Annotated in this window: 17 protein-coding genes and 2 pseudogenes; 6 read left to right on the top strand and 13 right to left on the bottom strand. The window is 65.2% G+C overall.

Going from position 1 to position 14,437, the window contains the following annotated elements:
* The first annotated feature begins 48 nt into the window (after window positions 1–48).
* From panC to ACVIGA_RS02540, 3 genes are all read left to right on the top strand, one after another.
* A complete protein-coding gene (panC, locus tag ACVIGA_RS02530; protein WP_456665169.1) occupies window positions 49–900 on the top strand; it encodes a pantoate--beta-alanine ligase in 852 nt (283 codons plus the stop codon).
* A gap of 68 nt (window positions 901–968) precedes the next feature.
* Window positions 969–1,499, top strand: coding sequence for a hypothetical protein (locus tag ACVIGA_RS02535; RefSeq protein WP_456665170.1), 531 nt, complete (start codon window positions 969–971; stop codon window positions 1,497–1,499).
* A gap of 5 nt (window positions 1,500–1,504) precedes the next feature.
* Window positions 1,505–1,714, top strand: a complete 210-nt coding sequence (locus ACVIGA_RS02540) for a hypothetical protein (RefSeq protein ID WP_456665171.1) — start codon at window positions 1,505–1,507, stop codon at window positions 1,712–1,714.
* 43 nt (window positions 1,715–1,757) lie between these two features.
* Here the strand turns inward: ACVIGA_RS02540 and ACVIGA_RS02545 are convergent, their stop codons facing one another.
* The 5 genes from ACVIGA_RS02545 to ACVIGA_RS02565 all read right to left on the bottom strand — a co-directional run bounded on the left by ACVIGA_RS02545 (window position 1,758) and on the right by ACVIGA_RS02565 (window position 4,975).
* Window positions 1,758–2,198, bottom strand: coding sequence for a DUF1489 family protein (locus ACVIGA_RS02545; protein WP_223967481.1), 441 nt, complete (start codon window positions 2,196–2,198; stop codon window positions 1,758–1,760).
* 117 nt (window positions 2,199–2,315) lie between these two features.
* Window positions 2,316–3,263 carry a hypothetical protein gene (locus ACVIGA_RS02550; protein ID WP_223967480.1) on the bottom strand — a complete coding sequence of 316 codons (948 nt, stop codon included), beginning with the start codon at window positions 3,261–3,263 and terminating at the stop codon, window positions 2,316–2,318.
* Between the two features lie 153 nt (window positions 3,264–3,416).
* Window positions 3,417–3,620: a hypothetical protein gene (locus tag ACVIGA_RS02555; RefSeq protein ID WP_092114848.1), complete on the bottom strand. Its 204-nt coding sequence runs from the start codon at window positions 3,618–3,620 to the stop codon at window positions 3,417–3,419.
* Window positions 3,621–3,836: 216 nt separating this feature from the next.
* Complete coding sequence (locus tag ACVIGA_RS02560) at window positions 3,837–4,205, bottom strand: YidB family protein (protein ID WP_223967479.1); 369 nt, start codon at window positions 4,203–4,205, stop codon at window positions 3,837–3,839.
* A 116-nt stretch (window positions 4,206–4,321) separates the two neighbouring features.
* Entirely contained in the window at window positions 4,322–4,975 is a 654-nt protein-coding gene (locus ACVIGA_RS02565; protein WP_456665172.1) for a glutathione S-transferase family protein, read from the bottom strand.
* A gap of 120 nt (window positions 4,976–5,095) precedes the next feature.
* On the opposite strand from ACVIGA_RS02565, the gene ACVIGA_RS02570 reads away from it, so the two are divergent.
* The gene (locus tag ACVIGA_RS02570) at window positions 5,096–5,773 is read left to right on the top strand and encodes a DUF599 domain-containing protein (RefSeq protein WP_456665173.1); all 678 of its coding nucleotides are present in this window, start codon (window positions 5,096–5,098) and stop codon (window positions 5,771–5,773) included.
* Window positions 5,774–6,028: 255 nt separating this feature from the next.
* Here ACVIGA_RS02570 and ACVIGA_RS02575 read toward each other — a convergent pair whose 3' ends face one another.
* The 6 genes and pseudogenes from ACVIGA_RS02575 to ACVIGA_RS02600 all read right to left on the bottom strand — a co-directional run bounded on the left by ACVIGA_RS02575 (window position 6,029) and on the right by ACVIGA_RS02600 (window position 12,182).
* Complete coding sequence (locus ACVIGA_RS02575; protein ID WP_456665174.1) at window positions 6,029–6,949, bottom strand: hypothetical protein; 921 nt, start codon at window positions 6,947–6,949, stop codon at window positions 6,029–6,031.
* 192 nt (window positions 6,950–7,141) lie between these two features.
* A complete protein-coding gene (locus tag ACVIGA_RS02580; protein WP_223967475.1) occupies window positions 7,142–7,927 on the bottom strand; it encodes an aldo/keto reductase in 786 nt (261 codons plus the stop codon).
* 72 nt (window positions 7,928–7,999) lie between these two features.
* Complete coding sequence (locus ACVIGA_RS02585; protein ID WP_456665175.1) at window positions 8,000–9,319, bottom strand: cytochrome-c peroxidase; 1,320 nt, start codon at window positions 9,317–9,319, stop codon at window positions 8,000–8,002.
* A gap of 36 nt (window positions 9,320–9,355) precedes the next feature.
* On the bottom strand, window positions 9,356–11,053 hold the full coding sequence (locus ACVIGA_RS02590) for a phospholipase C (RefSeq protein WP_456665176.1): 1,698 nt from the start codon (window positions 11,051–11,053) through the stop codon (window positions 9,356–9,358).
* 181 nt (window positions 11,054–11,234) lie between these two features.
* The gene (locus ACVIGA_RS02595) at window positions 11,235–11,528 is read right to left on the bottom strand and encodes a helix-turn-helix transcriptional regulator (protein WP_456665177.1); all 294 of its coding nucleotides are present in this window, start codon (window positions 11,526–11,528) and stop codon (window positions 11,235–11,237) included.
* A pseudogene (locus ACVIGA_RS02600) lies at window positions 11,521–12,182 on the bottom strand (cupin domain-containing protein). Before ACVIGA_RS02600 ends, ACVIGA_RS02595 begins: the two are co-directional and overlap by 8 nt.
* A gap of 70 nt (window positions 12,183–12,252) precedes the next feature.
* Between ACVIGA_RS02600 and ACVIGA_RS02605 the strand changes: the two are divergent.
* Both ACVIGA_RS02605 and ACVIGA_RS02610 read left to right on the top strand, forming a co-directional pair.
* Window positions 12,253–13,002 (top strand): SDR family oxidoreductase, encoded by a 750-nt coding sequence (locus tag ACVIGA_RS02605; RefSeq protein WP_456665178.1) that lies wholly within the window; start codon window positions 12,253–12,255, stop codon window positions 13,000–13,002.
* A 170-nt stretch (window positions 13,003–13,172) separates the two neighbouring features.
* A complete protein-coding gene (locus tag ACVIGA_RS02610) occupies window positions 13,173–13,553 on the top strand; it encodes a YybH family protein (protein WP_456665179.1) in 381 nt (126 codons plus the stop codon).
* Here the strand turns inward: ACVIGA_RS02610 and ACVIGA_RS02615 are convergent.
* Together ACVIGA_RS02615 and ACVIGA_RS02620 are read right to left on the bottom strand one after the other, a co-directional pair.
* Window positions 13,534–14,079 (bottom strand): alpha/beta fold hydrolase, encoded by a 546-nt coding sequence (locus ACVIGA_RS02615; RefSeq protein WP_456671012.1) that lies wholly within the window; start codon window positions 14,077–14,079, stop codon window positions 13,534–13,536. The genes ACVIGA_RS02610 and ACVIGA_RS02615 overlap by 20 nt on opposite strands.
* A 97-nt stretch (window positions 14,080–14,176) precedes the next feature.
* Window positions 14,177–14,419: pseudogene (locus ACVIGA_RS02620) on the bottom strand (alpha/beta fold hydrolase); the annotation flags it as partial.
* Window positions 14,420–14,437: the final 18 nt, after the last annotated feature.

Genomic DNA, 14,437 nt, shown 5'->3' on the forward strand with positions numbered 1-14,437 from the left:
TTCCACCTGGATTCCCCCCACCCAGATTGCCCCACGAGTCGAGACCAGATGCCGAGAAATCCCACCGTCGTCCGCACCGTCCCCGCCCTTCGTCGCGCCGTCGACACCCTGCGCGCCAAGAAGGCGACCATCGCGCTGGTCCCGACCATGGGAGCGCTCCATGACGGCCATGTGTCGCTGGTGCGGCTCGCCAAGCGTCGCGCCAAGCGGGTGGTCGTCTCGATCTTCGTCAACCCGACCCAGTTCGCGCCGACGGAAGATTTCGGTTCGTATCCGCGCACCTGGAAGGAAGACGTCGCCAAGCTCGCCGCCGAAGGTGTCGACCTGATCTGGCACCCCGAAGTGAAGGCGATGTACCCCGACGGCTTCGCCACCCGAATCGTGCCGGAGGGACCGGCCACCGCCGGTTTGGAGGATCGCTTCCGGCCGCATTTCTTCGGCGGCGTCGCCACCGTGGTCGGCAAGCTGTTCACGCAAGTCCGGCCCGATGTCGCGATCTTCGGCGAGAAGGACTTTCAGCAGCTCCGGGTGGTGACCCAGATGGCCGCGGACCTCGATCTCGGCGTCAAGGTGATCGGCTCGAAGACGGTGCGCGAACGCGACGGCCTCGCGATGTCCTCGCGCAACGTCTACCTCTCCGCGGAGGAACGGCGTGCGGCTCCCGAACTCAACCGTGTGATGAAGCAGGCGGCGGGCCGCCTGCGCGCCGGCGAGGACGCCGCGACCACCATGGCCGCCGGCGCTGCTGAGATCACCAAGGCCGGCTTCGTGCTGGACTATCTCGAGGTCCGCCACGCCGCCTCGCTGGCGCCGATCGGCTCGCTGAAGGACGGGCCGATGCGGATGCTGGTGGCGGCAAGGATCGGCGGCACGCGCCTGATCGATAACATCGCGGTGTAGCCGTGCCGGGTCAGGCTTGCGCCGCCGCCGCGACGCAAGGATGATTGCGCCTTTCAGAGGCGATCGGAATGGTCAGTTGTTTCAGGCAAGGCATTCTTCTCGGCATCGCGCTGTTGGCCGTCGGCGCGGCGCAGGCGCAGACCCGGCCGCCGGTCGGCGGCGTCAATTCCTCGCCCGGCGCGATGATCTTCTACGTCGCGCATGGTGCGCCTGATGCCTGCGGCCCGGGCTGCTCGGACTGGATCGCCGCCGAGGGCTCCGTGCAATGGGACACTTACAAGCGCCTGCTGGCAATCCTCGACCGGCAGGCCGGACGCAAGCTCCCGGTGGTGATCAACATCAAGGGCCAATCCAACCTTAATGTCGCCTCCAGCCTCGGCCGGATCCTGCGCGACCGTGGGATGGATACCGCAGTCGCGGCGACCGAGGTCGACGCCTGCAACGGGAAGCCCGACGAAGAATGCTTTGCGCTGAAGCGGCCCGGCGGCCCGCTGGACGCCAAGGAGAAACCGTCCAGCATTGCCTGCGATCTTGCCTGCTGCTGGTGCTGTCGGGCGGCGTGCATCGCAGCCTGCCGGCGGGCAGCCGCGTGGTGCTGAGCGGCATGGCGATCCACAACCGGCTCGCCCCCAACGTCTCGGCCGAGCATCGCGAAAGCCTGACCTCGATCTTCACCGACCAGTTCCGGCGCTATCTCGGCGAGATGGGGATCGACCATGAACTGCTCGATGTCGCCGTCAGCAACGTGGGCGGCGGCCGCTATGTCGAGATCCCGGCGTCCGAATGGGACCGGCTGCATCTCGTGACGCAGTGATCCGCGCCAGCCGTCTTCCGACTGCTCACAGCAATTCGATTGCTCAGAGCAATCCGAGGTCGCGCAGCTCGCGGCGCATCGGTTCCGGCATCGACGCCACGCTGGCTGCGCTCGACTTGGTGAGATCTGCGGGCGCGGAGTCCGCGGTCAGATAGCGCCAGCCCTGGAACGGCCGCATCGGCCGCGGCGAGACGGCGATCACCTTGGGCTGCATCACCAGCCGGCAGCGTCCGATGCCGTCCTTGTCGCGGAACGGCTCGAGCGCGATGATCTTCTCGCGCGCGGCGATCTCGCCACGGATCACCCAATACAGCGAACCGCCGGCGAGGATTTCCTCCTCGCGCTTCGGCGTCATCCGCGTGATGTGGATGTGACGGAGCGGCAGGCCCTTTTTCTTCGCGGTCGCCATCCGTTCGGCGACCCAACCCTTGAGTTCCTTGACCGAGTCGCAACCGACGGCAAGCTTGATGAGATGAAGCGGCATGGGCCGGATGTAGCGGCCGGCGCGCACTTTGGAAAGGGAGCGATGTCAGCGACAGTGGATATCGGGATTTACTGCCCGGAACGTGCGATGACGACGGCTCACGCCGCCGCCATCAGCTCATTCCTGGTTCGCGGCCGCCGGCGCACTCGCCGCGGCAGGTGGCGGCGCCGCCGGCGCAGGAGCCGGCGCGATCTGGACCGGGCGCTTCGGTGCGGGCGGCCGCTTCGGGGCAGCGGGCGGCGCGGCGGCAGCGCGTGCGGCCGGCGGCTGGGCCGCTGCGGCCGGCTTCGCCGGTTCGGGCGTCATGATGCTGACCGGCGGCGTCGAGGACGCGCTCGGAAACTCCGCATTGGTCGGCTTGCCGGTGGGCATCGACTGCGGCAACGCTGCGATTAGGCCGTTGGCAGCCGACGCCTGCGCGCCGGCCGGGCCGTTCCAGGACGCCGCGTAGCGCGTGACCAGGTTCTCGTAGGTCCGCTCGTTCATGTTGTTGATGATCTGATGGTTGTCGCCCAGCGAGCGGAACGCGGGACACGCCGTCGGCGTGCAGTGGTCCCGCGCCATCAGTGCGTAGGCCACCAGACCGTAGCGGTCGTGCTCGATGGCGCGGCGCAGCGCCTGCAATTCGGTGGTCGTATTACGCTCCGCGGTTGCGAGGTCGCCGAGCGCGGTCAGGCGCGAGATCTGCGCCGCCGCATAGCTGACCGCAGCCGCGGCCGTATCAGACGAACCGAACAGCACTTTCTCGCAGGCATTGAGAACAGCATCTCCGGCGAGCTCGTCGACGCAGGCCAGCGCCGGCACGGTCTGGCTGGTGAATTGCGCGGTCCGTGTGTCGGCCGCCGCCGCCTGCCCGCCCGGCCCGAAGCCGCGGATCGTGGCGGCGACCGCAACCGCGATCGACAGCAGCGTAATGACGGTCAGCGCGCCGTTGGCGACGGACTTTTCCGCGCGCAGCAGCGTGACCAGAACGACGATCCCAAAGAAGCCCGCCGCGGCCAGCGTCAGCCACATCGGGAAGGTCGGTGAGCGCCAGATCTGATCCAGCGAGGAAGCCCAGTTCATGCGCGATGTCCCTCAACGCAGCGTAAGCACAGCCAGCGACGGCGAACGCCGCCATCCCGACGTCCAACCTTCAGCACAATGGGTCTGCGAACAGGGCCTTTTGACGGCGACGGCGCGGAACCCGCTCCAGCCACCGGCTTGCGCACAACGCGTTCAGGACAGCGCGAGCTGACTCTCCTTGGCCACCCGTTCGAAAGCTTCAGTCGAGCTCTTGATACGATACTGGCAATCGTCACCATCGGTCGGCAGCAGGCGGATCACCTCATAGGTGCCGCTCGCGGCGGGGCGCGCCACGTTGCTCGCCGTGAAATAGACGATCTCGCCAATCGAGTACTTATGCTTCAACGCCCTCTCCATTTTCTTAGAGATTGCTGGCTGAGCTGACAGTCCCGATAGCTCAAGCCGGCATTTTGAGAACCCTGCGGCAACGTAGCACATCGCACCGCCCCAAATCCAGCAAGATTGGGGCATGGCGAAGCTACGATTTTGCAGGTTTTTCAGGGCGATAGGCAGCAATTTACGTGCCAGCCGAAAATTGCCCGCCGAGCTCGGCCGGAACCCGGTTCCGCCGCCTCAGGCGGTATGCGGCAGCTTGCCGTTGGGGCTCGCACCGTCGACCGCAGCCGGAAGTTGCTGGGCCAGCACCTTGGACAGCTGGTCGACTGGAATGTTGAACTTGGCGGCGAGCTGCTTGACGGTATCGCTGCCCAGCACCTCCTGGAGCTGCTCGGCGGTGATCGGCAGGTTCTGGCCGGTGCCGATCCAGGATTTAACCTGGTCGCCGAGGCCAGCCTGCTCGAGCTTGGCCACGATTGCCGACAAGCCGCCCTGCCCGCCATTGCCCATCACCTGGCCAAGCACGACGGGGATCACTGCCGCCCCGAGCTGGCCAAGCATGCCTTTCAGCTCCGGTGAATTCTCCAGGGAATCGAGAATGCCCATGGTCTAAGTCCTTTCACGACTTGCAAAACCGGTCTTTCGGATTCGACGCCTTCGGCCCCGCGGCGTCAAGCCGCGATCTTTGCCGCCGCTGTCACAATTCGGCAGCGCCGGGATCGTCAGACGCTCTCGAATCGGTCGATCAGCAGCGTCTCGGCCAGGCCGTCCCGGGTCCATTGCTGGAACGCCGGCAGCTGCATCATGGCATCGACATAGTGCTGCGCTTCGGGCTTCACCGGGATCGCGTAGGTGCGGAAGCGATGCACCACGGGCGCGTACATCGCGTCCGCCCCGGAGAATGCCCCGAACAGGAACGGACCCTGCTTGCCGTAGCGCGCGTGGCAATCGGCCCAGATCTCCTCGATCCGCGCCACATTGGCCCGCGCATCGTCCGACAGCGCGACGGCGCGGATCGGCCGGTGCAGGTTCATGCCGCATTCGCTGCGCAGCGGCACGAAGCCTGAGTGCATCTCCGCCGAGATCGCGCGGGCATGCGCGCGCGCGGCGCGATCCACCGGCCAGAGCTTCGCTTCGGGAAACTTCTCGGCGAGATATTCGATGATCGCCAGCGAATCCCACACCGTGACGTCGCCATCGATCAACGTCGGCACCTTGCCGGCCTTGCTGAAAGAGAGGATGCGGTCCTTGTCGGCCTGGTCGGTGTAGAGCGGAACGAAGATTTCCTCGAACGGGATGTCGTTGGCGCGCAGCGCCAGCCAGGGCCGCAGCGACCATGACGAATAGTTCTTGTTGCCGATGACGAGCTTGAGCATGCCTGTGAATCCTGTTGCCACCTCAGTTTGCCATAGTGCATTGCACGCGTTCAACCTGTACATGACGCGGGATGCAGCGCGGCACGGACCCGTCGCAGCGCATTGACGAAGGAAGGCACCATGACCGGCTATTGGGTCGACATCCTGGCCGTCGGCTTCTTTGCGTTGGAATGGCTGGTCTACGCCATCACGCTGGAGCACACCGCCTACGGACGCGACAGCCTGTCGGCGCGGATGCATGTCTATCGCGAGATCTGGGTGCGGAATCTGCTCAACCGCGACGCGCGGATGGTCGACATGCAGATCATGGCGAGCCTGCAGAACGGCACCGCGTTCTTTGCCTCCACCAGCCTGATCGCGATCGGCGGCGCGCTGGCGCTGCTGCGCGCGACCAGCGACGCACTCGCGGTACTCGGCGCGCTGCCGGTCAACCTCTCGCCCTCGCCCGCTCTGTGGGAGATCAAGTGCATGGGGCTGATCCTGATCTTCATCTACACCTTCTTCAAATTCGCCTGGGCCTATCGTCTCTTCAACTATGTCGCGATCTTGTTCGGCGCGATGCCGCCGGCGGGCCAGCGCGATACGCCCGAGGCTGAGGCCCACGTGATCCGCACCACGCGGCTGTTCGAGACCGCGGGCCGGCACTTCAACCGCGGCCAGCGCGCGTTCTTCTTCGCGCTCGGTTATCTCGGGTGGTTCGTCAGTCCCTGGGTGCTGTTCGCCACGACCGCTGCGGTCGTCATCGTGATCTGGCGCCGGCAGTTCGCCTCGAACGCCTGGCAGGCGATGGGAAGCTGAGGAATTGATCGAGCGGCAAGCGCGACCGCACTCTGCTCCCTCTCCCCGTTCTTACGGGGAGAGGGTTGGGGTGAGGGGCTGGCTCCGCATCGACGGACACAGACGCACTCGCGGAGACTCCCCCTCACCCGGATTGCATCTGGCGATGCAACGTAGCCGAAGCTTCGCTTCGGCGTTCTTGAGAACGGCCGCCGAAGGCGGCCTATGCCTCTCCCCGCACGCGGGGCGAGGCGAAGTTCGCGGCTCGTCCCCTCCCTACGATGCAAAATCGCGCGGCGTGAAGTCAAGGTCGAGCACCTTCCATTCGCCGTAGCGATCCCGCGGCAGCATCGCATAGGGCTGGCAGGCCTGCAGCGCCTCGGTCGCGCTCTTGAGCAGCAGCGGCCCCTTCTCCGATGCGGTGGCCTCGATCAACAACGGCGATGCGCCGAGCTTGCCGTCGGGCTTCATGAACACCCGGAGCTTGATCCTGACGTCATCGCCGGTGCTCAGCGTCGCGGGGAGCTTCATGCAGCTCTTCAGATGACGGCGGAATTCGGCGACCACGCTGGAGCCGACGTCGGCCTGCTCGGTGGCGGCGGCGTCGAAATTGTCCTTGCCAGGACCGGGGCCGTGCGGCGCTTCGGCCAGCGGCTTGATGGGGATGTCGGGCGGCAAGCCAAGCAGGACATTGTATTTGACGGACAGGTCAGGCTCGGGCTGCGCATAGGCCGGTTGCGACGGCGGCGGCGCCTGTTGCGCCATCGGCTGGGGCATCGGTGGCGTCTGTTGTGCCGGCGTCTGCGGTGCCGGCGGCTCGACCGCGGCGTGCTGCGGAGCTGGGCTGGGTTTGGGCTCCGGCGGCGTCACCTGCTTCTGCGGCGGCGGCTGCTGGGCCTGCTGCGGCTGCGGTGCGGGCGCTTGCGCCGGTGGTTCGGACTTGGCGGTGTCCACGGGCTTGTCGAGCGACGGCAACTGGAACTCGGGCGTCGGCGACGGGCTCGGCACCGGATCGGGCTTGGTCTCGGTCTGGACCTCGCTCCTGGCGACCTCCTGCGGCGTCACGATCTCGACCGGCACCGTGTCAGCGGCGACGGGATCGAACTGATGCACCTCCGAATACAGGAAAATCAGCGCGAGCAGCATCAGGTGCACGAACACCGACGCCAGCAGATCCGCGTTTGGCCGAAACTTCATCCCGCTCGATCACATCAGTGTCGTCTCCCCGCCGGTCACAATACCGGCCGGAACCCGCCTGCCTCAATCCCCATTCGGTCCAAAACCGCAATCGGCCAGCGCAATAGCATGATCCGGACCGCTGCCCAGCCATTTTCCGTGTGGCGATTCACAGGCAAGGGCCCGATGCGCCATAGGCCGTCAGATGGCCTGTCAGCGCGCGGCCACGCTCCCGATCGCCGAAATCTCTTGCATGTCCTCATCCGACAACTCGAAGTCGAAGATGTCCAGATTTTCCTGGAGCCGCTCGAGCTTCGAGGTGCGCGGGATCGCCGAGACATTCTGCTGCACCAGCCAGCGCAGGCAGACCTGGGCGGCCGTCTTGCGATAGCGGTCGCCGATCCGCGCCAGCGCGCGGTCGCCCTTGACGCGTCCCTTCGCGATCGGGCTGTAGGCGACGAACGCCATGCCATGGCGCGCACAGGCCTCAATCACGTCGGCCTGGCCCAGATAAGGATGGTACTCGACCTGATCGCAGGCGAGCGGCTCGGGGCACGCCGCCACCGCCTCCTCGATCAGCGCCGCGTTGAAGTTCGAGACCCCGATATGCCGCGCCAGTCCCGCCTGCTTGACCCGCGCCAGCGCGCCGAGCGTCTCGGCAAGCGGCACGTGCGGATGCGGCCAGTGCAGCAGCAACAGATCGACCTCGGTCAGACGCAGCCGCGCCAGGCTCTCTTTGGCGGAACGTTCGAGATCCTTCGCCATGAAATGCGTGGTCCAGATCTTGGTGGTCAGGAACACATCGTCGCGCTTGACGCCAGAGGCGCGCAGCCCCTCGCCGACCTCGCGCTCGTTGTCATAGATCTGGGCGGTGTCGATGTGCCGGTAACCGAGCCGCAGCGCCTGCTCGACGATGCGGGCGCAGGTCCGCCCGCGCAGCTCCCAGGTGCCGAGCCCGATCGCGGGGATTCTGGCACCGTTGCCTTCGACCACATTCATGCGCCCAGTATGCGCGCATGACGAGGACCTGCCAACTCACGTATGGGTTCCGCTGTGGGCCGTCGCGGCCGCTCACCGCTCTGGCTGGTAACCGTCGGTCAGCGTCTTCAGGAAGGCGATGATGTCGGCTTCATCCTGCGCGGTCATCGCAGGCGTGTCGCCGAGATGGCGCTCGAACGGCGGATCGCTGACGTCGACATTGCCGTGATGCTTCTCCGGCAGATCGTCGTATTTGCGCACCGTACCGTCCGCCGCGCGCGGATACACCTTCTCCGGATTGGTATCGCGGAAGTTATAGAAATCGAGCACCTGCTCGAGGCTCGTGAAGACGCCATTGTGGAAGAACACGCGGCGGGTCGCGGTGTTGCGCAGGGTCGGCGTCAGAAACATCCCACAATATTGCGTCTGTTCGGCGAGGTCGGTGCGATACGGACCGCAGACCCCGAGATCGAAATGATTGGGATCGCGGTTGCCGGCGAGCGCGGCGTTGCGCGGCGCGCCGAGCGCCTCATATTGATGATCGGTGAACAGCGGCGGCAGGCCGTCGCGGGTCGGCGCCGAGGTATGGCAGCCGCCGCAATTGGCCTTGTCGGGATCGTTGAACAATTGCAGGCCGCGCAACTCGCTTTCGCTCAGCCGCGTCTTGCCTTCCAGCCAGTAGTCGAACTTGCTGGTGTAGGGATGGAAGCTCGGTTCTTCGACCTGATAGCGCGCGACCGCGAACATCGCCTCCGCAACCAGCAACCGCGTGTTGTCGAAGACCTGAGGGCCGAACAGCTCGGCAAAGCGCGGGGCGTAGCTCGCCTGGCGCAGCTTTCCCGCCACCACCTCGATGCTGCCGCCGTCCATCTCGTTGGGATCGAGCAGCGGGAAGATCGCCTGGTCCTGTAGCGTATCGGCGCGTCCGTCCCAGAACAGACCGCCCTGCGGCACGATGTCGACCGCCGACGCCGCGGTCCCGGTCGCGACCTTATTCGCACGCGCAGCCTGCTGACCGGCCGCGGCCAGTTGCGCGAAGTCGACGAGATTGTCGTCCTCGTCCTTCTCCGGCCCGATGCTGAAATTCGGCTGGCGTTCCAGATAGGTCAGGCCGGGAACGGCGCGCGTTCCCTGCCGCGATTGCGCGGGCCCGCCGAACATGACAGCCGCATCATTGGGCGGACCGTAGGCGTGATCCGGGCTGTGACAGGAGGCGCAGGACAATGCGCCCGATGAGGACAGCGACGCGTCGAAGAAAATCTTCTGGCCGAGCTGCGCCATGCCGGACAGCGGGGCGACCGGCGGACGCCTGAGCTGCACCGGATGCGGATTCGTCCCCGGGAGTCCTTGGGTCTCGACTGCCGCAACGGCGCCGGCCATGCAAAGCAGGCCGGCGCCGAGAAGCCACAACATGCGGCCGTTCATATGACGTCCAGTGATCCCAGAGCGTTAGTGGTGGTGATGATCGTCAGACGGGCTGACGATCACCGTGCCGGCCGTCGGATCGAGGAACAGCTTGTTCTGCCGATCGTCGCGGTCGTGATCGTGGCCATGATCGAAATCGAACATGTCCGAGATCGATTCGACGCTGTCGTCGAACGAGCCGCCGCCGAGACGCTGGCCGTGCAGCCAGTTGTCTTCGATGAAGCGCACGACCGACGCCTGCGAGATGCGGGTGTGGCTGACGAAGTTCTTTTTGGCGTAGGGCGAGATCACGATGAACGGGGTCCGCGTGCCGGGACCGCAGCGGCCGTTCACCGGCTTGCCTTCGAGGCCCTTCGGCTGCGTCTGCTTGCCGATGCCGCGGCCGCACTGGCCGGGACCGTTGACCTGGTCGGCGGTCGGATCATACGAGGCGCTGATCGGCGCAGTGTACTGGTGGTCGTACCAGCCGTCGGAGTCGTCATAGGTGATGATGACCGCGGTGTCGTGCCACTCCGGCTGCTTCTGCAGGAAGTTGATCAGCTCGACATTGCCGGCCTGCTCGTCGAGCGGGTCGGAGTTGCCGGGATGACCGTCCTGATAGGCCGGCATCTTGATGTAGGAGACGGCCGGGAGGTTGCCGGCTTTCACCGAAGCGTAGAAGTCCTCGAGATCGTAGGCATGATTGGCCGGATCGAGCGTCTTGCTGCCGGGAACGTAGGTGTGGCCCACAGCGCTCACCGAGCTCGGCCGCGCGTGGGTCGGGTTGGCGGTCGACTTGTAGTACTGGAACCAGGCGTGGTGCGGGATGTAATCCACGATGGTGCCGTTGACGTTGCTCGAGAACGTGCTGCGGCCGCAGTTGGTGGTGCCGTTGCTGTTCTTGAGCGTCAGGTCGAAGCCGCCCATGAAGCTGCCCCAGCTGATCTTTTCGGCATTGAGCAGGTCGCCGATGTTCTTGCTGGTCATCAGGACCTGGCTGGTCGTGCTCGAGCAGGAGTCGTAAGCAGGATCGGTATCACCGATCAGCGTCAGGCCGCCCTGGCCGTCGGCGATCGACGATGACGTGCCGACGATGTTCTGCGCGCCGTTGGTCTGGCCGGAAACCACCTCGAGCGCGCCGGGCGTCGACGGACCGAAGGTGTCGGTCCAGTTGTTGTCGCTCATCGCGAAGTTCTGCGCGTAATTCCAGAACGCGGTGACGGTGTTGCCGTCGAAATAGCCCATCACCTGCCCGTTGGTGCCGAAGGCGCCGACGCCGCCGGCAGTGCCGCGACCGGTGAATTCCGGAAACAGGTCTTCCTTGCCGTTGTCGACCGCCTGCTGCTCGGGCGTATAGGCGTGGTTCTGCGAACGCGTGTTGGCCTGCGTGCGGTCGAGCCGGAACGGATTGGTCGCGCCGGTGCCGTTGGCCGGATTGGTGTTCGGGTTGTTGGTCAACAGATTGGCGGTGACGAGGTTGTTGACCTTCGGCGTATGCGGCTTGGCCGTGAACGGAATCGAGCCGGTCGGATTGGCCGCATTCGGGTAGGTCGCGAAATAATGATCGAACGAGCGGTTCTCGTTGAAGATCACGACCAGATGCTTGATCGGCGTTGCGGTGTGAATGTCGTGCGGATGACGATGATCGTGGTCTCTATCATCGTCGTGAGCGGCGGCGCTGCACACAACTGCAGCAGCAGCGACCAGACAGACTCCGACCGTTGAAAGGAATTTCGCCTTCACTTCTTGCCCCATTTTTTAAGGATTTATGACGTCGACATGCGACAAGTTATCCATCGCCGATGACAGCCCTGTGTAAGTTTCATCACAGCGATCCATCATCGCGCGCTCGATTCACGCGTCGGTTGCAGTGCTTGCGAAGGATGTTGGATTGATCTCTATCGCGATGACGCCGGCACGCGCGTCACGGCTCGATCTGCTCCCGCGCATATTGCGTCGGGGACAATCCGACATGGCGGGTGAAGGCGACGCTGAATGCGCTTGCTGAGCCGTAGCCGACACGTTCGGCGATTTCGGCGATGCCGCTTTCGTTCTGTCGGAGCATGTTCTTGGCCATCGCCATACGCCAGGCCAGCAGATACTCCATCGGTGCGACGCCGACAGCGCGGCTGAACCGGTCGAAGAATGCCGAACGCGACAGCGCCGCCTCCTTCGCCAGCTGCGCGACCGTCCAGGCCCGCGTCGGGCTCTCATGCATCCGGCGGATCGCAACAGCGAGACGCTCGTCGGCGAGCCCGCGCACAAGACCCCGCGACGCCGCGGTGCCCGCCGTCGAGCGCAACGCCTCGATCAGGAGAACCTCGAGCAGACGGGGCCAGGATCACTTCGCGCGCCGGGCGGCGTTCGCGGAATTCGTCCCGGACGAACTGCATCAGGGTGGCGAGCCGCGGTTCGCCGCGCACATGCACCAGCTGGGGAAGCAGCGACACCAGCAGGTTCGCGTCCTCCGAGCCGAAGCTGCAATGGCCGATCAGCATCCGCAGATCGGTTGGACCGTCCTGGTCGCCGATATCCTGAACTCTCCGGTGGCGAGCGCGACGGGACGTGTTTCGGCGGTCGGCTTGGGAAACCGCGCGAGGCTCGACATCGCGACGTCATACGCCGCGGGGACCAGAATGAAGTCGCCCGCCTTTAGCTCGATCGCTTCTTGATCGTCGACCTCAAGCCGGCACCCGCCCTGGAGGACCACGCAATAAAACGGTTGCCCGGCATCGGAGCGGCGGACATGCCACGCCCCGGCGCCGACCACGGCCTTCGAGAACCGGGCGCTTGGCTGCAGCAGCGTGACGACCTCCGCAAGAGGATCGATCATGTCCGGACTCCTGCAAATGACTCTTGGACTTTCAAACATAGAGCGTCCGGGCACTGACACCTATCGTCTGTGTCAGTCAAATCACTTCCAAGAGCCCCCAAAGAACAACATGAACACCATCTTGATCACCGGATGCTCGTCCGGCTTCGGACTTGAAACCGCGAAATACTTTCTCGACCGCGACTGGAACGTCATCGCGACGATGCACACGCCGCGCGAGGATGTGCTGCCGCGTTCGGTGCATCTGCGCGTGCACGCGCTCGACGTCACCGATCCCGACAGCATCCATCGCGCCGTCGAGGCCGCGGGACCGATCGACGCACTCGTCAACAATGCAGGGGTCGGCGCGGCGTCGCCATTCGAAACCACACCGACGGCGACGATCCGCGAGCTGTTCGAGACGAACACGTTCGGCACGATGGCCCTCACGCAGGCAGTGCTGCCGCAGTTCAGGCAACGCAGGGCCGGCGTTGTCGTCAACGTCACCTCGAGCGTGACGTTGAGATCGATCCCTCTGATCGCGTCCTACACCGCGACCAAGGCGGCGGTGAACGCATTCACCGAGTCGATGGCGCTGGAGCTGGCGCAGTTCGGCGTGCGCGCGCGCCTGGTGCTGCCGGGCCGTTCGCCTGAGACCCGCTTCGGCGATACTGCACGCGCCCACGCGCAGGGCCTCGACCACGCGGCCTATGCCGAACTCGTGCAGAGTGTCTTCGCTCGCTTCGGCGACGGAGGGCCTGTCACCCACGCGCAGGACGTGGCCGAGGCGGTGTGGCGCGCGGTGACCGATCCGTCGAGCCCGATGCGGATCGCCGCCGGGGCCGACGCCGTGATCTGGGCCGCGGAGAGCCGAGCGTAGGAATAGAGACCGCTACTCAAGACGAATGCATCAGCTTGGTCACCGAGGCCAATCAGGGCAGCGGTCTCGGGATCACCCAGGATCTCGCCGCATTGCGCCGATTTTCTCCTATCGCAATTCGCCGCTGAGAACAGAGAGCAGACATGCCCGCAAACACGCCACAGACTTGCATGGCCGATTTTACTGCATCGTTGATCGAGAGGGACATCCATTCCGCGCTGACATTTCTCACCGATGACGTCGTGCTGTTCTATAGCAACGGGACGGCAATATGCGGCAGGGACGCTTTCGCCTCCACAATGCAGGCCAATTGGAAGCTGGTCGATGACTACAGCTACGCGACCCTGGAATCGATCTGGATCACGCAATCCGACACCTCGGCCGCCGTCATCTACAGCTTCGCATGGACCGGCAGGGTCCGCGGCGAGAACATTGGCGGAGATGGCCGAGGAACCAGAGTGTTTCGCAAAGAGCAATCCGGTTGGCTGATTGCGCACGAGCATTTGAGCACGGGGCAATTGCGCCCCGAGCCTAGCCCTTCATCCCCGTGATCGATGCGCTCACCGCTCTGGGATCGCGCTGCGGCCAGCGGCCGCTTTCGACCTGCGACAGGAACTCGGCGACGATCCGGTTGTATTCGTCGGGCTCCTCGATGTTGATGGCGTGGCCGCAGTTCGGCATGACGGCGAGCGCGGCCGACGGGATGCTCTGCTTCATCAGGACGCCCGGCAGCAGGCATGGCCAATCCTCGTCACCGGTGATGATGAGCGTCGGCACCGTGATGCGCTTCATCTCGTCGACCAGCGTGTAGAGCGAGGGACGCTCCTTCTGCACACCCTGTTGGGTGTTGGCCGATCCCACCGCCGAATGCTCGGCCAGCATGGTCTTGAACTCGGCGTGGCCGCGCGGGTCCTTGTTCTCGTACTGCACGCGCGTCGGCCCGTAGGCGTAGCGCTCGGCGAACGCCGGCATGCCCTCCTTGCGGATCGTGGTGGCGATCACGTCGGCCTCGGCGCGAAACGTCTCGCGCTTGTCGAGCTCGGCGCCATAGCCGCAGCCGCCGATACACAGCGACAATGCGCGCGCTGGATGCCGGATGCCGAAATGCAGCGTTGCAAAACCCGCCCATCGAGAGGCCGATGATATGCGCCTTCGGCGCGCCGATGTGATCGAGCACGGCAAGAATATCGTCGGCTGCACGCGCCTGCGAGTAGGACGAGACCTGCTCGGGCACGTCGGACGGCGGAAAGCCGCGCGCATTGTAGGCGATGGTGCGGAAGCGCTTGCCGAAATGCCGCATCTGCGGCTCGTAGCTGCGCAAGTCACCGGCAAACTCATGGACCAGGATCACCGGATGGCCGGATCCGGTCTCCTCGAAATAGAGACGGACGCCGTCGTCTGTCGTCGCGTAGGGCATGTTGGTCTCCTGCCTTCT

The sequence above is a fragment of the Bradyrhizobium sp. USDA 3240 genome (assembly GCF_054063295.1).